Source organism: Kribbella speibonae (assembly GCF_004331375.1).
Lineage (GTDB): Bacteria > Actinomycetota > Actinomycetes > Propionibacteriales > Kribbellaceae > Kribbella > Kribbella sindirgiensis.
In genome coordinates, this window is the sequence record NZ_SJKC01000009.1 from 199,147 (window position 1) to 221,101 (window position 21,955).

The 21,955-nt window shown below is 68.9% G+C and carries 19 protein-coding genes; 11 read left to right on the forward strand and 8 right to left on the reverse strand.

What is annotated here, in order from left to right; genetic code table 11:
• The first annotated feature begins 218 nt into the window (after nt 1–218).
• Complete coding sequence (locus E0H92_RS41875; RefSeq protein ID WP_131500208.1) at nt 219–1,181, forward strand: DUF1444 domain-containing protein; 963 nt, start codon at nt 219–221, stop codon at nt 1,179–1,181.
• Nucleotides 1,182–1,264: 83 nt separating this feature from the next.
• Here the strand turns inward: E0H92_RS41875 and E0H92_RS41880 are convergent, their stop codons facing one another.
• Nucleotides 1,265–1,888, reverse strand: a complete 624-nt coding sequence (locus tag E0H92_RS41880) for a flavin reductase family protein (protein ID WP_131500209.1) — start codon at nt 1,886–1,888, stop codon at nt 1,265–1,267.
• Between the two features lie 120 nt (nt 1,889–2,008).
• On the opposite strand from E0H92_RS41880, the gene E0H92_RS41885 reads away from it, so the two are divergent.
• The 3 genes from E0H92_RS41885 (at nt 2,009) to E0H92_RS41895 (ending at nt 4,887) form a co-directional block, all read left to right on the forward strand.
• Complete coding sequence (locus tag E0H92_RS41885; RefSeq protein ID WP_165550270.1) at nt 2,009–2,920, forward strand: aminoglycoside phosphotransferase family protein; 912 nt, start codon at nt 2,009–2,011, stop codon at nt 2,918–2,920.
• A 108-nt stretch (nt 2,921–3,028) separates the two neighbouring features.
• On the forward strand, nt 3,029–4,063 hold the full coding sequence (mgrA, locus tag E0H92_RS41890; RefSeq protein ID WP_131460674.1) for an L-glyceraldehyde 3-phosphate reductase: 1,035 nt from the start codon (nt 3,029–3,031) through the stop codon (nt 4,061–4,063).
• Between the two features lie 173 nt (nt 4,064–4,236).
• On the forward strand, nt 4,237–4,887 hold the full coding sequence (locus E0H92_RS41895) for a hypothetical protein (RefSeq protein WP_131460675.1): 651 nt from the start codon (nt 4,237–4,239) through the stop codon (nt 4,885–4,887).
• Nucleotides 4,888–5,121: 234 nt separating this feature from the next.
• On the opposite strand, the gene E0H92_RS41900 is transcribed toward E0H92_RS41895, so the two are convergent.
• Together E0H92_RS41900 and E0H92_RS41905 are read right to left on the reverse strand one after the other, a co-directional pair.
• Entirely contained in the window at nt 5,122–6,090 is a 969-nt protein-coding gene (locus E0H92_RS41900; RefSeq protein WP_131460676.1) for a TAXI family TRAP transporter solute-binding subunit, read from the reverse strand.
• Nucleotides 6,087–8,108: a TRAP transporter permease gene (locus E0H92_RS41905; protein ID WP_131500211.1), complete on the reverse strand. Its 2,022-nt coding sequence runs from the start codon at nt 8,106–8,108 to the stop codon at nt 6,087–6,089. The genes E0H92_RS41900 and E0H92_RS41905 overlap by 4 nt, the downstream gene beginning before the upstream one ends.
• A 118-nt stretch (nt 8,109–8,226) precedes the next feature.
• Here E0H92_RS41905 and E0H92_RS41910 point away from each other — a divergent pair, with 118 nt between their 5' ends.
• Nucleotides 8,227–8,892 carry a response regulator transcription factor gene (locus E0H92_RS41910; protein ID WP_012918592.1) on the forward strand — a complete coding sequence of 222 codons (666 nt, stop codon included), beginning with the start codon at nt 8,227–8,229 and terminating at the stop codon, nt 8,890–8,892.
• A gap of 3 nt (nt 8,893–8,895) precedes the next feature.
• A complete protein-coding gene (locus E0H92_RS41915; RefSeq protein ID WP_238152556.1) occupies nt 8,896–10,269 on the forward strand; it encodes a sensor histidine kinase in 1,374 nt (457 codons plus the stop codon).
• An 18-nt stretch (nt 10,270–10,287) separates the two neighbouring features.
• Here E0H92_RS41915 and E0H92_RS41920 read toward each other — a convergent pair whose 3' ends face one another.
• Complete coding sequence (locus tag E0H92_RS41920) at nt 10,288–11,367, reverse strand: TAXI family TRAP transporter solute-binding subunit (RefSeq protein WP_131460678.1); 1,080 nt, start codon at nt 11,365–11,367, stop codon at nt 10,288–10,290.
• Nucleotides 11,368–11,556: 189 nt separating this feature from the next.
• On the opposite strand from E0H92_RS41920, the gene E0H92_RS41925 reads away from it, so the two are divergent.
• The gene (locus E0H92_RS41925) at nt 11,557–14,571 is read left to right on the forward strand and encodes an alpha-mannosidase (RefSeq protein ID WP_131500212.1); all 3,015 of its coding nucleotides are present in this window, start codon (nt 11,557–11,559) and stop codon (nt 14,569–14,571) included.
• A gap of 56 nt (nt 14,572–14,627) precedes the next feature.
• Here the strand turns inward: E0H92_RS41925 and E0H92_RS41930 are convergent, their stop codons facing one another.
• Nucleotides 14,628–15,461, reverse strand: a complete 834-nt coding sequence (locus E0H92_RS41930; protein WP_131500213.1) for an SGNH/GDSL hydrolase family protein — start codon at nt 15,459–15,461, stop codon at nt 14,628–14,630.
• Between the two features lie 100 nt (nt 15,462–15,561).
• Here E0H92_RS41930 and E0H92_RS41935 point away from each other — a divergent pair, with 100 nt between their 5' ends.
• Entirely contained in the window at nt 15,562–16,794 is a 1,233-nt protein-coding gene (locus tag E0H92_RS41935) for a PucR family transcriptional regulator (protein WP_131500214.1), read from the forward strand.
• Nucleotides 16,795–16,809: 15 nt separating this feature from the next.
• Nucleotides 16,810–18,135 carry a cytochrome P450 gene (locus tag E0H92_RS41940; protein WP_131500215.1) on the forward strand — a complete coding sequence of 442 codons (1,326 nt, stop codon included), beginning with the start codon at nt 16,810–16,812 and terminating at the stop codon, nt 18,133–18,135.
• A gap of 1 nt (nt 18,136) precedes the next feature.
• On the opposite strand, the gene E0H92_RS41945 is transcribed toward E0H92_RS41940, so the two are convergent.
• Nucleotides 18,137–18,634, reverse strand: a complete 498-nt coding sequence (locus E0H92_RS41945; protein ID WP_131460681.1) for a DUF5709 domain-containing protein — start codon at nt 18,632–18,634, stop codon at nt 18,137–18,139.
• A gap of 48 nt (nt 18,635–18,682) precedes the next feature.
• Between E0H92_RS41945 and E0H92_RS41950 the strand changes: the two genes are divergently transcribed.
• Nucleotides 18,683–19,846: an FUSC family protein gene (locus E0H92_RS41950; protein ID WP_131500216.1), complete on the forward strand. Its 1,164-nt coding sequence runs from the start codon at nt 18,683–18,685 to the stop codon at nt 19,844–19,846.
• A gap of 70 nt (nt 19,847–19,916) precedes the next feature.
• The gene (locus E0H92_RS45625) at nt 19,917–20,048 is read left to right on the forward strand and encodes a hypothetical protein (protein WP_272948795.1); all 132 of its coding nucleotides are present in this window, start codon (nt 19,917–19,919) and stop codon (nt 20,046–20,048) included.
• A gap of 214 nt (nt 20,049–20,262) precedes the next feature.
• Here the strand turns inward: E0H92_RS45625 and E0H92_RS41955 are convergent, their stop codons facing one another.
• Entirely contained in the window at nt 20,263–20,712 is a 450-nt protein-coding gene (locus E0H92_RS41955; RefSeq protein ID WP_131500217.1) for an OsmC family protein, read from the reverse strand.
• 7 nt (nt 20,713–20,719) lie between these two features.
• The gene (locus E0H92_RS41960; protein WP_131460684.1) at nt 20,720–21,880 is read right to left on the reverse strand and encodes a phosphatidylinositol-specific phospholipase C1-like protein; all 1,161 of its coding nucleotides are present in this window, start codon (nt 21,878–21,880) and stop codon (nt 20,720–20,722) included.
• Between the last annotated feature and the right edge of the window lie 75 nt (nt 21,881–21,955).

A 21,955-nucleotide genomic window follows, 5' to 3' on the forward strand; every position in this document is an offset into this window, starting at 1 on the left:
GAAAGAAATCGTCGCCAGGTGCAACTTTGTTTCCCCGCTCTTCGGGTGCTGCTCGCCGAGTGGGTCCCGTTTCTGCCTGGGTGCCGGACAACTCGGGCCTGCCGGACGACCCGGGGTGCGTCGGCAATCAGGAGAGTCGCGCTTGTCCACAGGTTTGGATTGGGGTGCTCGGGGCGGGTCGATCCTCGTACTTTCTCTGCCGACAAGGAGGACCGACGATGCCCATCGACACCACCGAACATGCCCACGGCAACAACTCCCCTCATTCCAGCGGTCCCGACCTGGTGCTGCCGCCGCTGTCCAGGCGGCAGGCCGATCGGTTCGTGCATCTCGCGCTGCGCGCAGCGGCCGACCTCGGACTCGCCGTCAGCTACCAGGGCGGCGCCGCGCTCGTGCCCGCCGACAGATCCGCCGGCGACCCGGTGCTCGGCCTCAGCAATCTCGCGCGCATCCTCGCCCACTTCGACGAGGACCGCTGGCCATTGCTCATCGAGGAGCACTTCCGCCAACTCCTGGAGCAGCTCCGCGAGGGCCCACCGAAACCACCCGACGACCCCGAGCGTGAGCTGATCCAGCGGCTCGTCCCGCGCGACGCGCTGCCGAAGGACTGGACCGCGGACCGCCCCGATTTCCTCCCCGGCCTGATCTCCGTCCCGTCCGCGGAAGCCGAAGGCGTCCTGACCATGTACCTCGACCCGTCCGACCTGGGCCTCACCTGGTCGGACGCCGAACGCTTCGGCCTCACCAACCTCCGCAGCCTCGAGGACCAGGTCGAGTACGTCGACCACGACGACATCCGCATCGCCTTCGTCTCCGGGACCGCGTTCGCAGCCTCTCGCGCGCTCGTCCTCGACACCGTTCTGCGTGAGTCCTTACACATCGACCGCGCACCGTACGGCGTGCTCGCCGCGGTCCCCGCCCGGGACACGTTGCTCCTGCACGTGATCGATGGCCTGACCGTCATCCCGGCCCTCGGCGTCCTGCTGAACGTCGCCGCCCGCTGCCACGCCCGTGATCCCGGCCCGCTGTCACCGGACGTCTACCTGGTGACCCCCGACTTCACCTGGCACCCCGCCACGACCGCGCTACCCGACCACACACCCCTCCGGTTGTCCCCCGCGCTCGAAGACCTGACCAAGGTCCTCGCAGCCCGCGAATCAGCGGCCGAGTTCCGCAAGTAGCACAGATGCCCAGAGCAACTACCAGGACCTAGGTCCGGTCTGGTGATCCTGAGCCGCAGCAGGCGATGGACCGCCGGGCAGGACTACTCACCAGGAGGTGTGAAATGACCAGGCCAGTCGGAGTAGCGAATGCGAGTGATCGAGCGGACCTCGCCGATCGTGGACCACTCGTCCTTGCCGAGCCGCGCGAGCGGGCGGAGCCGATGGACGTCGGGGTGGTCGCCGTCCAGCACGGCGTCGTCGATCGCCAGGTGCCGGACCTGACCGATGACAAGGGTGCAGTCGCCGAGTTCGAGAGTGGTGTGCAGTGTGCACTCGAGCGCCACCGGCGACTCCGCGACCCGCGGTACGGAGACCGTCCGGGACGGCTCGGTCGTCACCCCGATCGCCTCGAACTCGGAGACCTCCGCCGGGAAGTTCGTCCCGGACGCGTTGACCTGTTCGTAGAGCTGCTCGGCGGCGAAGTTCACCACGAACTCGCCGGTCGCCTCGACGTTGTTCAGGCTGTCCTTGCGGCCCACCGAGGTGAACTGCACCATCGGCGGCTGCACGCACGAGACCGTGAAGAACGAATGCGGCGCCAGGTTCAGCACGCCGTCGGCCGATCGGCTCGACACCCACGCGATCGGGCGCGGCACGACCACCGAGTTCAGCAGCGCATAGAACTCCCGCCGTCCGACGGCCTCCGGATTCACATCGACACGCACGCCCGCAGTACATCAAACTCGGTGCAGGCCGCCGTACCCCGCCTCGCGGAGTTCGGTGGAGGCCGCCGTACGCCGCCTCGCGGAGCCGGGCGGCGATTCGCGCGGACGAGGAGATACGGATTGGCTGCGGAGCTCGACTTCCTGGACCAGGTGGCTGCTGTGGCGCGGCGTCACGGCGTCGATCCCGGTGAGGTGCAGGAGGTCGCCGGCGGGGTGGCCAACCGGGGCTTCGCGCTCGGGGACGACCTGTTCCTGCGCGTGTGCCGTCCCGGGTTCGAGGCCGATCTGCTGAAGGAAACCCGCATCGTACCGGCCGCCCGATCCGTCGGGGTGCTGACACCCGCCATCGTCGAGTACGACGACAGCGGCCGCCTCCTCGCCGCCCCCTACGCGGTCATGGAACGAGTCCACGGCACCGAGCCCACCGCCCTCCCCGCCAACCTCGCGATCCAACTCGCCCACCTCCACCAACTCGAACAAACCCCAGCCCTCTCCAACCCAGACCACTCGGGGCCGGAGTTGGCGGGCGTGGGTGAGGATGGGTGGGGGGATCCGTGGGTGACGGTTGAGGGGCTTGCTGAGCGGGGGTATGTGGATTCGGGGACGGCCAGCTGGTTGACCGGGTGGTTCACGCGGCTTGCGGAGCGGATCGACGGGAGTAGGTCCAAGGTGCTGATCCACGGGGATGTTGCCGCTCACAACCTTCTCGCCGGGCCGGACGGGGACCTCCGCGCACTCATCGACTGGGGTGACGCGGCCTGGGCGCCGCGAGCGATGGACTTCGCCAAGCTCCCCCTGACCCAGGTCGCCGTACTGCTTCCGGACTACCTCCGGCACTCCCAGTCACCGGAGTCCGAGGAGGAGCTTGCCGCCGCAGTTCTCTGGTTCCACCTGTCCTGGGGTCTCGCCAAACTCCCCGCCGCCCCGTGGCCCGGCCAACGGCACTGGACCGCGCCCACCACCAGCCGCCTGCTCAACATCCTGCACTTCTTCACCACCGCTCCACCGGCGCCCTGGTCCGAACTCACCTAGGGCGCCCGCCCCGATCAAGAACCCGGCCTTCTTGATCTCAGCGATGCGGTTTCTGCTTGAAAACAAGGGGGTTTGCACTTGTTGTGACATGAGGCAGACTGGGGTTCCGTGACTGACTACGAGGCGGCTGCGAGCCGGTACGACGATCAGATGACCTACCGGCGGACGGGCCGGAGTGGACTGCAACTCCCGGCGATCTCGCTCGGGCTGTGGCACAACTTCGGCGACGACAAGCCGTTCACGACGCAGCGGGACATCCTGCGGCGGGCGTTCGACCTCGGCGTCACGCACTTCGACCTGGCGAACAACTACGGCCCGCCGTACGGGTCGGCCGAGACCAACTTCGGGACGCACTTCGCGCGGGACTTCAAGCGGTACCGCGACGAGCTGATCATCTCGTCCAAGGCCGGGTACGACATGTGGCCGGGGCCGTACGGTCAGGGCGGCGGCTCGCGGAAGTACCTGCTCGCCTCGCTCGACCAGTCGCTGAGCCGGATGGGTCTGGACTATGTCGACATCTTCTACTCGCACCGGTTCGACCCGGACACGCCGCTCGAGGAGACGATGGGCGCGCTCGACGCGGCGGTCCGCTCGGGCAAGGCGCTGTACGCCGGTATTTCGTCGTACTCGGCGGACCGGACCCGGGAGGCGGCGCGGATCCTGCAGGAGCTCGGTACGCCGCTGCTCATCCACCAGCCGTCGTACTCGATGCTGAACCGGTGGATCGAGGAGGACCTGCTGGACGCGGTGGGTGAGCTCGGGGTCGGCGTGATCGCGTTCTCGCCGCTGGCGCAGGGCGTGCTCACGGATCGGTACCTGGGCGGTATTCCGTCCGACTCGCGGGCGGCGCAGGGCAAGTCCCTCAACCCGGATTCGCTGACCGAGGAAACGCTCAAGCACGTCCGCGCACTGAACGAAATCGCGAAGGAGCGCGGTCAGTCCGTCGCCCAGCTCGCGCTCGCCTGGACGCTGCGCGACGACCGCGTCACGAGCGCCCTGATCGGCGCCTCCAGCGTCGCGCAGCTCGAGGACAACCTCGCCACCGTGCGCAACCTCAAGTTCACGTCCGAGGAGCTCGAGGCGATCGACGCCGACGCCGTCGAGGCCGGCATCAACCTCTGGAAGAAGAGCTCGGACGCCTGACGCGCCCCACCGAACGCCCGCCGCACCCACGTGCGGCGGGCGTTTTCCATTCCCACCCGCTGCCGCGGGATCGGGCACAGTCGCGAACGGGAAGATTACGGAGCGGGGTGGGACGGTTGCGGTTTGGGTGGGATGGGCACACGCTGAAGGAAGACCCTCTGGAGGTGGTTGCCATGACCGCTTCGACGCTCGAAATGGCCCTGACCTACGAACACGCGCGGATCCGGGAGCTGGCCGAGCCGGCTCACCATCCGGACGCCGCGCACCCTGAGCACCGGCATCAGACGGACTGGTTCTACGCGATCGCGTCCCAGCATCTGGCCGCGGCCGAGGACGTGCTCCTCCCGCACGTCAGCCGACTTCCCGACGGGAGCGACCTGGTCACCAGGTACGTCGGCAACGCGAAGGAACTGGAACGCTCGCTGCGCTTCCTGAAAGGACGGCAGTACGGCGACAGCCGGTTCCTGGATCTGCACCACGACGACCTGTGGAAGCACATCGACCGGCTGCTGAGCGAGCACGAGACGCTCGAGACGACGTACAGCCGGCAGATCTCGGAGCAGCTCGACGGAGCGGACGTGAACACGCTGACCGAGGACCTGCTGGAGGCGGAGGAGGTGGCGCCGACCAGAGCGCACCCGTCCTCCCCGCACACCGGCAGGGCCGGGCGGCTGGCGCACCGCATGTGGCGGATGGCCGACACGGCCTGGGACAGCGCCGAGGGACGCGTCGTACCGACCAAGTACCACGCGCACCCGAAGCGCGACTCCGCGCTCTCCCACTACCTGTACGGCACACCGATGCCGCACGAGGAACAGCACTAGACAACAAGAGGCACAGCAAGAGGCCCGGCCCCGGCGGATGCCTCCGCCGAGACCGGGCCCGGTCTGCCGGCTCTCACTGCGCCTGGTTGTGGGAGCCGGCGTGCGGGTCCCGTCGCCGCTGCGCCTGGTGTGCGGAGCCGGGGCCCTGCGTCCTCCCCCGCTGCGCCTGGTGTGCGGGGGAGGACGGTCTGTGTTCTCCCAGGTTCCGAACAGCTACCGGTACCCAGGTCGGTGCTATTTGAGTCCGTCGATCGCCTTCTTCGCGCCCGGATGCAGCGGCACCGGGTCGGTGTTCGCGGCGTTCTCGAGCTTGATGCCCTTGGCGGCAGCGTTCACCGCGACCAGCGCATCCATGTTGTCGTAGACAACCTTCGTGAGCTGCTCCGCGAGCTCGTCCTTCATGTCCTTGCGGACCAGCAGCACGTTCGGCACGATGATCGTCGCGACGTCGGCCGGCTGCTTGTACGTCGCCGCCGGGATCGGTGCAGCAGAGTAGATCGAGCCGTACTTCTCCTGCATCTTGGGCAGCAGATCCGCGATCGGCAAGAGCTTGACGCCCTTCCCCATGCTGGTGAACAGGTCGGTCATGCCGCCGGTCGGCAACCCACCGGACCAGACCAGAGCGTCGATCGACCCGGACTTCATCGCGTCCACCGACTCCGGCAGCCCGAGCCGTTGAGCGGTCACATCCTTGGCCGGGTCGAGCCCGGCCGCCTCGATCAGCCGGCGCGCGATCACCTCGGTGCCGGAGTTCGGCGAGCCGGTGGAGACGCGCTTGCCCTTCAGGTCCGCGATCGAATTGATGCCCGCGGACGCCCGTACGGCGACCTGCGTGTAGTTGTTGTACAGCCGGGTGAGCGCGACCACGTCCTGCTTGGACTTGAAGCTGTTGACGCCGTTCACCGCGTCCGCCGCGGAGTCACCGAGCGAGAACGCGATGTCGTAGTTCCCGCCGACCAGGCCCTGGATGTTCTGCACCGAGGCGCCGGTCTCGCTGGCCGTCGCCCGGTAGCCGGACATCTTCTGCGAGATCACCGAGGCGAGCGCACCACCGAGCTGGTAGTACACGCCCGTCGTGTTGCCGGTGGCAATCGTCAGCCGGCCGCCGGATTCCGTTCCGGAGCCGGACGGTTCCCGCTGGCCTCCACAGGCAGCCAGCGAAACCACGGTGACCAGCGCCACTGCAACGGTTCGGAGTCTCATGAGGCAAGGGTTCCTTCCTCGGCAGAGGTCTGGCGTTGCCGCCGGACCAGGTTGATGACGACGGCGACAAGTAGCAAACAGATTCCGGCCGTGATGGTTACGGGCGCGAGGTAGAGCAGCAGTGCGGCGGCCGGTACGCAGACCGCGCGCTCGAGCCAGGTCGCCCGGACGAACACCCAGCCGCCGGTGACCACGGCGAGCGCGGCCACGGCCAGCATCGACACCACCGTCGTCCACACCATGCCGACAAACGATCCCTGACCGAGCAGGTGCGCGCCGTTATCGGTGAGCACGAACGCGAACGGCACCAGGAACGCAGGCAGGGTGTACTTCCACGCCTGCCACATCGTCGGCATCACCTTGCCGCCGGTGATCGCGGCGGTCGCGACGGCGGCCAGCGCGGTCGGCGGCGACACCTCGGACAGTACGGCGTAGTAGAAGATGAACATGTACGCCTCGGGCCGGGTGACGCCGAGGTTGATCAGCGCCGGCGCGATGATCACCGCCGCGATGATGAACGACGCGGTCACCGGCACCGCGAGTCCGAGGATCAGGACCGCGAACCCGGACAGCACCACGGTCAGGATCAGCACCACCGTGTGGTTGTCGGTCAGCCCGCGGGCCGCGTCGACGATGATCTCCGCCAGGTTCAGCCCGAGACCCGTCTGCGTGGTGACCGCGACGATCACGCCCGCGGTCGCGCAGGTCGCCGCCACCGGCAGCACCGAACGGGTGCCCTGGGCAAGCGCCTTGAACAACGGCTTCCCGGTCAGCCGGTGCTCGCGGTCCAGGAACGACAACCCGAACTGGACGATCACGGCGTAGACCACGGCCTTGAACGGCGGTACGTCGACCGCCATGAAGCCGATGATCACGAACAACGACAGGAAGTGGTACCCGAACCGCAGCAGCAACCGCCACGCCGAGTCCGACGACACCTCCGCCGACGTCGTCCCGTGCTTACGGGCGTCGATCTCGATCGCGAGCAGGATGCCCAGGTAGTACAGCAGCGTCGGGATCACGGCGAAGCCGAGGACCTTCAGGTACGAGACCTGCAGGAACTCCGCGATGATGAACGCGGCCGCGCCGAGGGTCGGCGGGGACAGGATCGCGCCGATCCCTGACGCGGCGAGCATTCCGCCTGCCGGTTCGGCCGGATAGCCGGCCCGGCGCAGGATCGGCCACGACACGGTGCCGAGCGATACCGCGGTCGCCGTACCCGAGCCCGAGACGCTGCCCAGCAGGAAACCTGCCAACGTGACCGTGCGGCCCGGCGCCGTCCGGCTGCGTTTGAAGGCGGCGAACGACAGGTCGATGAAGAACTTGCCCGCGCCGGAGTAGTCGAGCACCGCGCCGTAGATCGTGAACAGCACGATGTACGACGCAGCGACCGTCAACGGCGTCCCGTAGAACCCCGCCGTACCCATCGTGAACTGCGCGATGATCGCGTCGAAGTTGAAGCCCTGATGCGAGAGCGACCAGGTGTAGGGCAGGTAGCCGCCGTAGTACGCGTAGGCGATGAAGACCAGGCTGAACGCCGGCAGCACCCAGCCGGTCGTACGACGGCACGCTTCGAGCAACAGGATGAGCAGCACAGCGCCGACGGCCACGTCCAGCGCCGAAGGAGCCTGCCGGCGTTCCAGGAAACCGTCGAAGTCGAAGAGCGGGTAGACGCACACCGCCAGCGCGACGAGGGCCAGGATCCAGTCCGCCACGCCCGGGTCGTCGTGCGACCGCGCCTTGAACGGATTCACGAACGCCGGCACCCGAAAACCGCGGTAACACAGCAACGTGATCGGCAGAACCGCTGCGAGAAAGATCACCAAGTAGAACTGCGTGCCCTGTGGTAATGGAAAGAACACCTGTGCGAGCACGCCGACGCTGATGATTGCGCACCAGACCGAAATCACCCGATCCAGGGCAGGCCGAAGCCGCCGAGCGGGGCGTTCCTGCTCGTACTCGGCCAGTTCTTCGTCAGAGGGCACGGTTACGCCGCCCCCGCCAGCACCGACAGTCATCGACTGGTTCCCTCCTGTGTGCGGAAGGCTAATGTTGCCGAACACTGCGTGGAGTCGTGTGATTACGTCTTTACCAAGATCTGACACATCGGGCCGTGACCTGGCCTACGATCACCGCATGAGTGGCGCGGTCCGGATTCTGCTGGTCGAGGACGATCTCGATATCGCCAATGCCTTGATACCCGCTTTGCGGCGGTACGGCCTGATGGTGACGCATGTCCGCACGGCCGCGGACGCCCTGGCGGCGGATCCCGGCGACCTGGTTCTGCTGGACCTCGGACTGCCGGACGGGGACGGCATCAACGTGTGCCGGCAGATCCGCACGGTGTCCGACGTACCGGTGATCGCGGTGACCGCGCGCGGCGAGGCGGCCGACCGGGTCCGCGGCCTGCGCAGCGGCGCCGACGACTACGTGGTGAAACCGTTCGCGATTTCCGAGCTGCTGGCCCGCATCGATGCTGTACTTCGTCGTACCGGCCTCTTGCAGCCCCGCCCCCGGGTGACTGTCGGCGACCTGACCGTGGACATCGAGGCCCGGACGGTCCAGGTGGCGGACAAGCCCATCAGTCTGACCCGCAAGGAGTTCGACGTGCTCGCAGTGCTGGCCGCTCACCACGGCCGGGTGGTTCCCCGTGAACAGGTCGCGCTGTACGCCTGGCAGTCGGTCTTCGAGGCGTCGTCGCGGACCATGGACGTGCACGTCGCCAGCCTGCGCGCCAAGCTCGGCCGGCCCGAACTGGTGCAGACCATCCGCGGCGTCGGCTACCGCCTGGGTTCGGACTGACCGTTGCGCCGTCGACTACTGCAGTCCCTCGTCCCGATGGTCGTCGCGCTGGCGATCGTCGCCGTGATCCCGCTGGCGAACTTCATCGCCACCAGCAACTCGCGCACGCTCTTCCTGTCCCGCAGCAACGACGCGGACTGGTTCGCCGCGATGGCCGAGTCCCCGCTGCAGACCGGCGACATCGCGAACCTGCGTGAGCTCGCGGTCCGGTACCAGGAGCTCTACGACACCCCTGTCTTCGTCGTCGACGTCGACTCCCGCGTCGTCGCCACGTCCGTCTCCGGTGTGGACGTGAAGGAAGAAGACATCGCGACGGCCCTGCACAGCACGCTGGCCGGCCGTCTCCCACCCGAGCCGCCGGCGCTGTGGCCGTGGGCCTCCGGCGAGATGATCGTGTCCCGCCCGGTCGTCAACAACGGCAGCGTGCTCGGCGCCGCCGTACTGCGGGTGCCGACGGACAACGCCCGTGACCAGGTACAGCGCGGTCTGCTGCTGCTCCTCGGCGGCCTGCTGATCAGCATCGGCGCGATCATCATCGGTATCGTCCGGCCGATCACCCGCTGGGTGCTGCGGCCGCTGCAGGACCTCGACAACGCCACCCACCAGATCACCCGCGGCGCGCTCGACACCAGGGTCTCGACCGACGGCCGCGCACCGGAGCTCCGCCGGCTCGGCGACAGCTTCAACTCGATGGCGCTGAGCCTGCACCAGGCACGGCAGCGTGAGCGCGAGTTCGTCGCCGACGCGTCGCACCAGCTGCGGACGCCGCTGACGTCGGCCCGGATCCACATCGAGGGCCTGTCCCGGTTGTCGCCGACCGCGCGGTTCGCGCTCAGCGACATCGACCGGCTCGGCCGGATCGTCCAGCGGCTGTCCCGGCTGGCCGGCTCCGACCGTCCGTCGGCCGATGCCGAGGGCAACGAGGAGCCGCTGGACCTCGCGCAGGCGGTGAAGGAGCGGCTGGTCGGCTGGAAGGCCGTGTACTCCGCCGACGACCTCGAGCTGATCATCGGCGAGATGGTCCCGGGCGGGGTCGCGCCGGAGCTCGAGGTCGACGACATCCTCGACGTACTGCTCGACAACGCCTCGAAGTACGGCGCGCCGCCGGTGGAGGTCTCGGTCACCCGGGACGGCACCGAGGTCGTGATGTCCGTACGCGACCACGGTCTGGGGCTCGGCTCGCGGGACCTGAAGAAGGTCGGCGAGCGGTTCTGGCGCAGCGCGCACCACCGGGAGATGCCGGGCACCGGTCTCGGCCTGGCGATCGTCCGCTCCGAGGCGGCCCGGGTCGGCGGCCGCGTGGTCGCCCGGCCGCCGATCGGCGGCGGCCTGGTCATCGAGGTCCGCGTCCCCCTGATCGACGACTACGACGCCTGAGAGCGGTACCGCTCAGCCTCAGATGTGGTTCTGGCGGTACCAGCGTTCCGCTGCGGGGTGCAGTGGGACGGGCATGGTGGCGATCGCGGAGCGGGGGTCGAGCGCGCCGGCTTCAGGGTGCTTCGGGATCAGGTCGTTCTGCCGGCGGAACAGGGTGTTCACCGTCCACCACGCCCAGGAGTCCGACAGGGTCGACTTCGCGATCAGGAGGTTCGGGACCGCGAGCGTCGGCACCGAGCTGGCCAGCCCGTACTGCGACGGCGGGATCGCGGACACCAGGAAGCCGCCGAACTCCTTCAGCGCGATCTCCTCCGCGACACCGCCGATGTCCAGCAGCCGGAACCCGATGCTCTTCTGCAAGGCCGCGATCGGGTCGGTCGGGACCCCACCGCTCCAGATGAACGCGTCGATCGACCCCTTGGTGGCGGTGCCGCGGGGTTGCACCGCGGCAGTCATCTGCTCGAGGGTCAGGTTCTTCCGGATCACGTCGACCTTGGCCGGGTCCAGCTCAGGATTCTTCTGAATCAGGTCGGCCTTGGTCTTGTTCAGGATCATGTTCGCGACGATCTCGGTCCCGGAGTTCTTCGGGCCGACGCCGACGACCATCTTCCGGTTCGGCTCGGCCTTGCTCGGGAACAGGTCGTCGAGCCGCGACGCCTTCGACGCCATCGGTACGACGACGTGTACGTAGTTGTCGTAGACGCGGGCCAGCGCGAAGAACCGCCGCGGGCCGCTGCTGAACTCGCCGGTGCCCTCGTACGCCGCGAGCGCCGAGTCCGACGTACAGAATCCGAGGTCGGCCTTGCGGCCGGCGACCTTCTCCAGGTTGTCGACCGACCCGTCGCTGACGATCGGCTTCAGCTCCATGCCGGTGACCTCGCTCACCAGCGCGCTGAGCGCCGTACCGAACTTGTTGTAGACGCCGTTCAGGTTCCCGGTCGAGAACACGCCGGCCTCCGACGGCGCCGGCTCGTCCGCGCGGCCGCGCGAGCAGCCGGGCAGCAGCAGTCCCGACGCCGCGGCGGCACCGAAGCCGAGGAAACCACGGCGGGTCAGACCGGTCGGCCGGGCAGGAGTCAGCAGGCGGGGGCGTTCCATGCAGACAACCTAGACAACAATGAGGCCGAGCGGGTAGCCGTGTCGGCGCCCCGCAACCCAACCGCTACTCACAGAGATCCACACAGCGAGAGTGAAACTGCGTCTGGACGCATGCGGGGTTGGTGTGACAGCGTTGTCATCGGTGCGGCCTGTCGGCCGCGTGAGGATCCTTTCCCGGAGGCTGATTTCGTGCACGACGACCGTCAACTCATCGAGGAGCGGCTGAAGCGCGCCCTGCGGGAGCGGCTCCGCCCCGCGATCTACGGCGCGGCGGTCCCGCTGGACATCGAGGTGTGGCACGCACCCGGTGAGCCGGTGTCCCCCGCCGAGGCGCTCGCCCAGACCTACGAACCGGCCGAGATCGGGCTCCCGTGGGGCCCGGCCTGGGGCACAGCGTGGTTCAAGTTCAGCGGTCAGGTGCCGGCCGAGTGGGCCGGCAGCGAGATCGAGGCGGTCATCGACCTCGGCTTCAGCGGCGGCCCGGGCTTCTCCGCGGAGGGCCTGGTGCACACCACCTCCGGCCGGCCGCTGAAGGGCCTGCACCCGCGGCAGACCTACGCCCCGCTGTCGATCCTCGGCCCGGACGGTACGGCGGCCTCGCCCGGCGACCGGATCGAGTTCTACGTCGAGGGCGCCGCCAACCCGGAGATCCCGCTCGACAACGCGTACGCGAAGGTCGACATCGGCGCCAAGCTCGGCGAGACCCCGATCTATCAGCTGACCCGCGCCGACCTGGCCGTGTTCAACGCCGAGGTGTGGGACCTGATCCTCGACCTCGAGGCGCTCGACAGCCTGCAGCGTGAGCTGTCGCTGCAGGACCCGCGCCGCAAGGAGATCCTGCGGGCGCTCAGCCGTTCGCTGGACGCGCTCGACTACGAGAACGTGGCCGGCACCGCCGCGGACGCCCGCGCCCAGCTGACCGACGTACTGAGCCGGCCGGCGCACGCGAGCGCGCACCAGCTGTCCGCGGTCGGGCACGCGCACATCGACTCCGCCTGGCTCTGGCCGCTCCGGGAGACCCGCCGCAAGGTGGCCCGGACGGTGTCCAACGTTGCCACCCTGGCCGAGGAGTACCCGGAGCTGGTCTTCGCGTTCTCGCAGGCCCAGCAGCACGCCTGGGTGAAGGACAACTACCCGGAGGTCTGGGAGCGGCTGAAGAAGGCCGTCGCCGAGGGCACCATCGTTCCGGTGGGCGGCATGTGGGTCGAGTCCGACACCAACCTGCCCGGCAGCGAGGCGCTGGCCCGCCAGTTCGTGCACGGCAAGCGGTTCTTCCTGGACGAGTACGGGATCGACACCCAGGAGGTCTGGCTGCCGGACTCGTTCGGCTACACCGCGGCCCTGCCGCAGCTGGTGAAGCTGTCCGGCTCGAAGTGGTTCCTGACCCAGAAGATCTCCTGGAACAAGGAGAACAAGTTCCCGCACCACACGTTCTGGTGGGAGGGCCTGGACGGGACCCGGGTGTTCACGCACTTCCCGCCGATCGACACGTACAACTCGGACCTGTCCGGTCGCGAGCTCGCGCACGCGCAGCGGAACTTCCAGGAGAACGGCGCCGCGACCCGGTCGCTGGTTCCGTTCGGGTACGGCGACGGCGGTGGCGGCCCCACCCGTGAGTTCGTCGCGACCGCGCGCCGGGTGGCGAACCTGGAGTCCTCCCCTCGCGTGACGATCGAGTCCCCGACCGAGTTCTTCGCGGCCGCCGAGGAGGAGTACCACGAGCACGCGCCGGTCTGGTCCGGTGAGCTCTACCTGGAGATCCACCGGGCGACGTACACCTCGCAGGCCAAGACCAAGCAGGGCAACCGGCGCAGCGAGCACCTGCTCCGCGAGGCCGAGCTGTGGAGCGCCGCGGCCGTCGTCGCGGGCAAGCTCGACACGTACCCGTACGAGGACCTCGACCGGCTGTGGAAGGTCGCGCTGCTGCACCAGTTCCACGACATCCTGCCGGGCTCCTCGATCTCGTGGGTGCACCGCGAGGCCGAGCGGACGTACGCGAAGCTCGCCGACGAACTGGACGCGATCATCTCCCGGGCGCAGCAGGCGCTGGCCGGCGAGGGCTCGGAGCAGATCGTCTTCAACGCGGCGCCGCACGGCCGCAACGGCGTCGCCGGTCTGGGCGCGGGCGTCGCGACCACGGCCGGTCAGGCGGTCACCGTCGAGAACGGCGTGATCGACAACGGCCTGATCCGGGTCACGATCGACGAGCGCGGCCTGATCACCTCGCTGTACGACGTCGAGGCGCAGCGCGAGGTCATCGCGCCAGGTGCCGTGGGCAACCTTCTGCAGCTGCACGTGGACACCCCGAACCACTGGGACGCGTGGGACGTCGACTCGTTCTACAAGAACAACGTCCGGGACGTCACCGAGGTCGACAGCGTCGACTTCAGCAGCGCCGACGACGAGGTCACCGTCGTCGTGAAGCGGTCCTTCGGCCGTTCGACCGTCACCCAGACGCTGCGGGTCAGCCCGGGCACCAAGCGGGTCGACATCGAGACCGAGATGGACTGGCACGAGTCGGAGAAGTTCCTGAAGGCGGCGTACCCGGTCGACGTGCACGCGGACCGGTCGGCGTCCGAGACGCAGTTCGGGCACATCTTCCGGCCGACCCACCAGAACACCTCGTGGGACGCGGCGAAGTTCGAGATCGCGGCGCACCGCTGGGTGCACGTCGGCGAGCCGGGGTACGGCGTTGCCGTCGTCAACGACTCGACGTACGGCCACGACATCAACCGGACCGCGCGGGAGGACGGCGGTACGACGACCACCATCCGCACCTCGCTGATCCGGGCGCCGCGGTTCCCCGACCCGCAGACCGACCAGGGTGTGCACGTCGTGAACCACGCACTGGTGGTCGGCGCCGGCATCGCTGAGGCGATCGAGGAGGGCTACCGGATCAACCTGCCGGAGCGCCTCGTCACCGGTGCCGCGGGCGTCGAGCCGATCGTTGCCGTCGACAACGACAACGTGATCGTCGAGGCGCTCAAGCTGGCCGACGACGAGTCCGGCGACGTGATCGTCCGGCTGTACGAGTCCAGCGGCGGCCGCTCGCGCGCCACCGTCACACCGTCCTTCGCGGCGGCGTCGGTGACCGAGGTCGACCTCCTCGAGCGCCGCCTGGCGGACCGGGACCTGACCGACGACGGAGTCACCTTCGAACTCCGCCCGTTCCAGATCCTCACCCTCCGCTTCACCCGTTCCTGACCCACCCCACCCGCGACGGCCCGCCCAACCCCTCCCCGGGCGGGCCGTCGCCCCATTTAGTGGGCTGCTGTGGCGACCAACTGGCCGAAGGCCTGCATTCCTCGGGCGCTGGGGTGGAGGGGGGCGGCGGCCGAGGTGGGGATGAGGCCTTCGAGCCAGCGGGACGTGATGGGGGCGCAGGCGTCGTGGCCGATGCTCGGCGTGCGGAGGTCGACGTACTGCGCTCCGTGCGCGGCGGACTGTTCCGCGAGCATGGTGTTGAGGCCGTCGATCGTGGCCTGCAGGTAGTTGGCGTCGACCGGCCAGACCGGGATCTGCGGGTAGCAGCCGTTCGGGCGGATGTAGGTGCCGTACCCGGTCACCAGGATGCGCGCGTTCGGTGCGAGCTGCCGGATCCGGTCGAGCGCCTCCCCGAACGGTGCGGCCGTCGCGGCGATCCGCGCGGCCAACTGATCGGTGCCGCCCGCGGTGAACCGCGCCTTGCACGAGGCGCCGGCGGGTGGCGGCAGCAGGTTGATACAGCTCAGCGCCGCGGCCACGAGCCCGGTGTCGTTCCCGCCGATGGCGACCGTCACCAGATCGGTCGTCGGCTTCAGCGCGTCGTACTGCGGGGGCTTGAAGCCGAACTGTTTCCCGCTGAAGTCCGGGATCACCGCCCCGGAACAGGTGACATCGGTCAGCTGCGCACCGAGCTCCGCGGCCGCGGCGTGCGGGTAGTTCAGCGCGGACCGCAAGCACGGTACGTCGATCTGCGGCGGGATCAGCGGCCCGGCCGCGGACGAGTCCCCGAGCGCGACGTACTCCAAAGTCCCGTCCGCCTGGGCCACGGATGGACCGCTCACCAGTCCCGCCACCAGCACACCTACCGCAAGCAGTACGCCTCGTCTCATCACCATCACCCTTCGCCGCCGACCGGTCACTACCTTCGAGTAGTAATGTTCGACCCCAAAGCACCCGCCGGTCGCTAGGGCCGCACCCAGACTTCGAGGGGTGATCGTTGTGACGGATCACAAGCAGGAGCTGCGGTCCGGCGGCGTACCGGTGCACGAGATCCTGCGCACCGACCTCTCTCCACTGGTGGACGATGTACTGCGGCGACTGGTCACGGACATCCCGCTGTACGCGCAACTGCCCGAGGAAGAACTGCAGGGCGACATCCGGCGGATCACCGAGCGGACGCTGCGCGCGTTCAGCGAGACGTTCCGGACCGGCGTCGTACCGACCGGCGAGGCGCTCGATCCGCTCCGGGAGTCGGCGACCCGACGGGCCGAGGAAGGCGTTCCGCTGGAGGCTCTGCTGGCGGCCTACCACCTGGGCGGGAAGGTGTGCGCGGATCATGTCGCGGCGACGTTCCGGCCGGACGAGTTGCAGGACGCGATCGCGCTCAATCGATTGATCTTGGATTTCCTGCAGCGGGTGACGGCGGTTGTGTCGGCCAGCTACTTCGAGGAGCGGCAGTCGATCGCCGGTGAGGATCAGGCCACGCGACAGTCGGTGTTCGCGGCGCTGGTCGACGGCCGCCCGATCGACGAGGCCGGGGTGCGGTTGCCGACGGAGTACGTCGTACTCGGCCTGGCGATCGGCCCGCATCCCGACGAGAGCCGCCCCGGCGTCGACCCCGAAATCGTTGCCCGCCGCAAACTCCGCAGGATCCGCGTCGAGCTGGACCGCGTCCCCAACAGCATGTCCGCCCTCGTCACGGACGGCGGCATCGCCCTGCTTCCCACTCCAGCACGCGGCGGTGGCGGGGTCGGACGGATCGCGCTCGATTGGTTGCGCGCGCGGTTGAGTCAGGTGGCTGGAGTCGAGGTGACACTGGCGAGCACGACGGCCGAACCGAAGGAGGTTCCGGCGGGGGTGGCGTTGGTGCGGGAACTCTTGGACGTTGTTCGTACGCATCGCCGGCCGGCGGCGGTGTACGAGCTGGACGATCTGTTGCTGGAGTATCAGCTGAGTCGGCCGGGCCCGGCGCGGGAGCGGTTGGCGGGGATGCTCGAACCGGTGGCGGACCGCGACGACCTGATGGCGACGCTGCGGTGCTACCTCGGGAACGCGCGCAACCGGCGCCAAACCGCCGCGGACCTGCACGTTCACGCGAACACCGTGGACTACCGCCTTCGTCAGGTCGGCCGCCTGACCGGACTCGACCCGGTGCGCGACGACCAACTGCCGCGGATCGTCGCCGCGCTTGTCGCATTCGATGCCCGGCGTTCACCCAGCTGACGTAGCGTGAAAGATATGGCTCCGACTCCGCTGCTCGGTTCCCGGACGCTCGACCGTCAGACGGCCCGCACGCTGCCGCCCGGACCGAAGCTGCCGACCCTCGCGCAGACCGTGCTGTTCGCGAGTCACCGCAGGACGTTCTTCCCGCGGATGCGGGAGAAGTACGGCGACGTATTCACGATCCGCCTGGTGCCGTCGAGCCGCGTGTGCGTCGTACTGAGCCGGCCCGACCACATCCGGGAGGTGTTCGGCAGCCCGCCCGCGGTGATGCACGCCGGCGAGGGGAACACGGTGCTCGAGCCGATCATGGGTTCGCACTCGTTGCTGCTGCTCGACGACGAGGACCACGTGCGGATGCGGAAGCAGCTGATGCCCGCGTTCTCCGGCGCGGCGCTGCGCGGGTACGCCGCGATGGTGCTCGAACTCGCCCAGGCCGAGGTCGCGAAATGGCCGGTCGGAACGCCGTTCAAGGTGCACCACCGGATGCGGAACCTGACCCTGGAGATCATCCTGCAGGTGATCTTCGGCGTCACCGACGTCGACCGGCTGAACACCCTGCGCCCGTTGATGGACAAGATCGTGTCGGTGTCGCCGGTGATCATGCTCGGCGGCTTCTACCCGCCGCTGCTCCGGGTGCGGCCGTGGAAGACGTACCTGGACACCCAGAAGCAGGTCGACGAGATCCTGTACGACGAGATCTCCGCGCGCCGCGAGACGTACGCCGGGCGCACCGACGTACTGTCCCGGTTACTTGCTGCCGGCAACTGGTCGGACGTCGAGCTGCGGGACCAGCTGGTGACGCTGCTACTGGCCGGGCACGAGACGACGGCGACCGCCCTGGCGTGGGCGTTCCACGAACTGGCGCGCCGGCCCGCGGATCTGGAGTTTGGCCAGCACGCCGCCGACACCGGCGCCGACGACGAACTTGACGCGATCGTCAAGGAAGCGCTGCGGCTGCACCCGGTCGTCTACCAGGTCGGACGGCGTCTCACCGAGACCACCGACGTGGCCGGCTACCGGCTTCCCCGCGGTACGACGATCATGGCCGCGATCGGGCTGGTCCACCGGGACGCGGAGCACTTCCCGCAGCCGCAGGAGTTCCGCCCGCAGCGCTTCCTGTCCGACGATCCGCCCGCGCCTGGTACCTGGATGCCGTTCGGCGGCGGAGCCCGGCGCTGCATCGGCGCCGGATTCTCGCTGATGGAAGGCACCGAGATCCTCCGCGCCGCCCTCAGCGCCTACAACTTCCAGGCCCCGCACCCGAAACCCGAACCGGCCCAGGCGAAGAACGTCACCCTCGTCCCCCGCCACGGCGCCGAAATCACCGTCACTCGCAGGTAGGTCAGTCCTCCAGGTCGCCGACGTCTCCCAGGTCGACGTCGCGGTAGTTCTCCAGGTCCTGCTCGTCGTCGTCCTCGAGTTCGAACTCGTCGTCCACCACGTGGACGGCGGCTTCCTCCGCGCCGGCGGCGGCGCCGTCGATGCCGACGTCCTCGGCGTACAGCTCACTGTCGTCGTCGCTGCGGGCGCCCTCGTCGGAAGCGACCAGGCGTCCGGAGCGTTCGGCGCCGACCTGCGGGCCGCCCACGTCCTCACCGTCCTCGGCGTACGGGTCGACGTCCGGGACCTCCTGCGCGATCCGCTGGTCCAGCGTCTCGCCCTGCAGTGCCTCATCGGCCGTCGTACCGAAGCCTTCGCCCGCGGACCACTTCTCCGGCGGCGAGTACCCCTCGTCGAGCAGGTCGTCCACGCCCCGGTCGTTCAGGGTGTCCGAGGCCTGCAGCTGATCCTCGTCGTCGACGCTGTAGCTGCCGTAGTCCTCGCGGTTGTTCTCCGTCATGACGCAACCTTGGCGCGTCGCAGGCCGCAGAATCAAGCACGACGGAGAATGGGGCGCGTGGATCCGGTCAGGCTGACGTTGGACCAGTTGCGGGAGCTGCGCGACGACATCGCGCCGCAGGCCGCGCGGCGGTCCCGTGCCTCGATCCGCCGGCGGATCGAACGCTGGCGCAGCCGCGCCTTCTTCATCGCCCAGTGCGCACTCGCGGCCGGTGTCGCGTGGTCGCTCGCGCACTACGTCGTCGGCCACAAACAGCCGTTCTTCGCGCCGGTCGCCGCGATGGTCTGTCTCGGTTTCAGCTTCGGTCAGCGCCTCCGCCGGGTCGCCGAGGTGATGGTCGGCGTGGCGGTCGGCGTCGGCGTCGGCGATCTGTTCGTCAAGGCGTTCGGTACCGGCATCACCCAGCTGATCTTCGTGATCGCGCTCGCGATGAGCGTCGCCGTACTGCTCGGCGCCGGCAACCTGATGACCACCCAGGCAGGCGTCCAGGCCGCGATCGTCACCACGCTGCTGCCCAACCCCGGCGCCGGCTTCAGCCGCTGGCAGGACGCCGCGCTCGGCGGCCTGGTCGCACTGGCAGCCGCAACGATCGCCCCGGCCGCGGCCATCAGGCGCCCTCGGCAACAGGCGTCCGGCGTACTGAACGAGCTGTCCGAGATCCTGGTCGAGACCGCCGACGGCCTGCGCGCACGCGACGAGGAGGCGGTCACCGACGCGCTCCGCCGCGCCCGCGCGAGCGAGTCCCGGCTGGACGACCTGCGCAGCGCCGCCGAGGAAGGGGTCGCCGTCGTCCGGCTGTCCCCGTTCCGCCGCCGGCACCGAGGGCGGGTGCAGGAGATCGCCGATCTCGTCGTACCGCTGGACCGGGCGATCCGGAACACCCGCGTCCTGGTACGCCGGTGCGCGGTGTCGGTGTGGCGCGACGAGCGGATGCCCGACGAGTACCCGATGCTGCTCGAACGCCTCGCCGACGGCACCCGGCTGATCGGCGAATCCCTGTTCGAGCCGGCCGCCGACGTCGCCGCCCACCGCGTGCTGGGCGAGCTGGGGCGTCGTACGGCGGAGATGCCGCTGCCGATCGGGCTGTCCGCGGTCGTCGTCCTGGGGCAGCTGCGCTCCACGATCATCGACCTGCTCGAGCTGACCGGCACGTCGTACGACGACGCCCGGGCGCTCGTTCCGCTGCGTCCGGACGGGCTCGACGAGAAGTAGCTCGACCGGCGTGACTCAGGTCACAGCGCGGATTCCCGTCATACCTTCCGGACTCGGGCGTCTCACTGGCATGACGATCCACCGACTGATGACCACGATGGCCACCGAGCAGGTCCGCCAGCTCGAGGACCTGCTGGCCGTCGACAGCATGGGCAGCACCCAGACCCCAGACGACCGGACCGACGCCGCCGCCGAGCAGTAAGGCGCCAGCCGGACGAACGGACCCGGGCGGCGCACCCGGACGGTCTGGCCCACCGAGCCAGACCGCACGGAAGCCGCACATCAAACGCAGAGGCGCCCAAGTGCGAAGCGCCCCCGGATCCGTCACCGGTGCACCGCCACAGAGGTGCACCCCACCACCCGCCGATTGTCCTGACACCGTTTGCGCGAGGTTCAGGCCGATCGGCGGGTGGTTTTTACTTGCTGGAAGCAACCGTGATCTCGGTGGTGACCGAGTTTGCGATGAAGCATTCCTGGTGGGCGAGGTGGTGGATTCGCTCGAGGGTTTCGGCGTCCGGCTCGGTGCCGTTCCAGACGATCTTCGGGTTCAGCGTGACCTCGGTGATCGCCAGGCGGCCGGCGGGGTTCTTGGCCATCACGCCGACCGCATGGTCGTCGTACGCGTCGACGACCAGCCGCTTGCGGGCCGCGATGGCCAGGAAGGTCAGCATGTGGCAGGAGGACAGCGCCGCCACGAACGCCTCCTCCGGATCGACCGGGCCCGGGTTGCCCAGGTACTTCGGGTTCGCCGAGCCCGGCACGGTGATGCCGCCGTCGAAGCGCCACTCGTGGTCGCGGTCGTAGGTGTCATAGGTGAACTCGTGCTCACCACGGCTCCAGCTCACGTCAACCACGTGCTCCGACATGTTCACATCACCTTCCGACGACATCTCCACGGCACCACTTTGGTGCTGTCACAGGGTTGCATCGTACGGCGGTGTGCCCGGGCAGCTTGGCGACGAAGTCGCTGTCGTACCGCGCGGCCATGCCCGCGACCGGCCAGTCCGTCGTCACGACCTGCGCACCGCTGGCCAGGGCGATCCCGAGCCGGGTGTAGTCCTTGTCGCGGATCGTCGCCATCGGCTCGTCCGACCGGGTGCGGATCAGGTAGCCCTTCGCCACGAGCCGCTGGATCTCTGCCTGGTTCGCGCCCCGCGGGTCGTTCACCTGCGTGATGGCCGCGTCCGGCTCGCCCTCAGGCCCGCGAGTGAAGACCGCCCGGCCCTCGAGGTTCTGGTGGCCGGTCCGGTAGAGGTCGCGGATCGCGCCCGGGCCGCCGTTGTCGAAGTAGAAGAGCACCTGGCCGCGGGCGTCGTCGAGCTTCGGCCAGCCCTTGGTCAGGACCGACTGCTCCAGCGTCAGGCCGGGCTTGCGGACGTCGTCCGGCGTCAGCAGCTCCTTCTCGGAGAACACCGACCGGATCTCCTGGTCGACACCCTCCAGGTTGGCGGCGTCCCACGGCGGCGACTGGACGCCACCGGCCGCGACCACCTTCGGGTCGGACTGCTTGAGCTCGAGGTTGATGGTGATCGGCACGTGGTTCGGGTGCTGGTCCGACCAGGACTTCACCTGCTGCAGGCACAGCACGAACGTGTCGCAGGTGGTGTTGTAGTCGAAGTCCGGGATGTGCATGACCTTGATCCCCGGCTTCGCCATCGCAGGATCGGTGAGCGGACCCTGCCCGGTCAGCTTCCGGATCAGCGGGTACGTGTACAGGCCCCCGTCCGGGTCCGGGAGCAGGTCGAGTTCGAGCGTGCGGACGTTCTGGTCCTCCAGCTGCTGCGTGATCGGCGCGTGCGAGTACCAGAGGTCGACCGAGCCCGGGTTCTGGGCCTGCTGGACCTTCTGCTCGGCCGGGCTGAGTTCACGGTGGTAGGAGTTGTGCGACCCGATCATCTGGACCTGGTTGAACCGCAACCCCGAACCGCTCTCCGCGGCGGCCGAGTCCTCCCGGGTGAGCGCCGTACCGGCAACCCCGGAGGCAGCCAGCGCGACGGATGCGAGCCCCACAACGGCGGATTTGTTGATGCGCATACGAAGTCCCCTCTTCATGACCAACTGTCGGCAATCTGTCACAAAGAGGTGGCAACGTTGTCCCCCGGAGCGTGG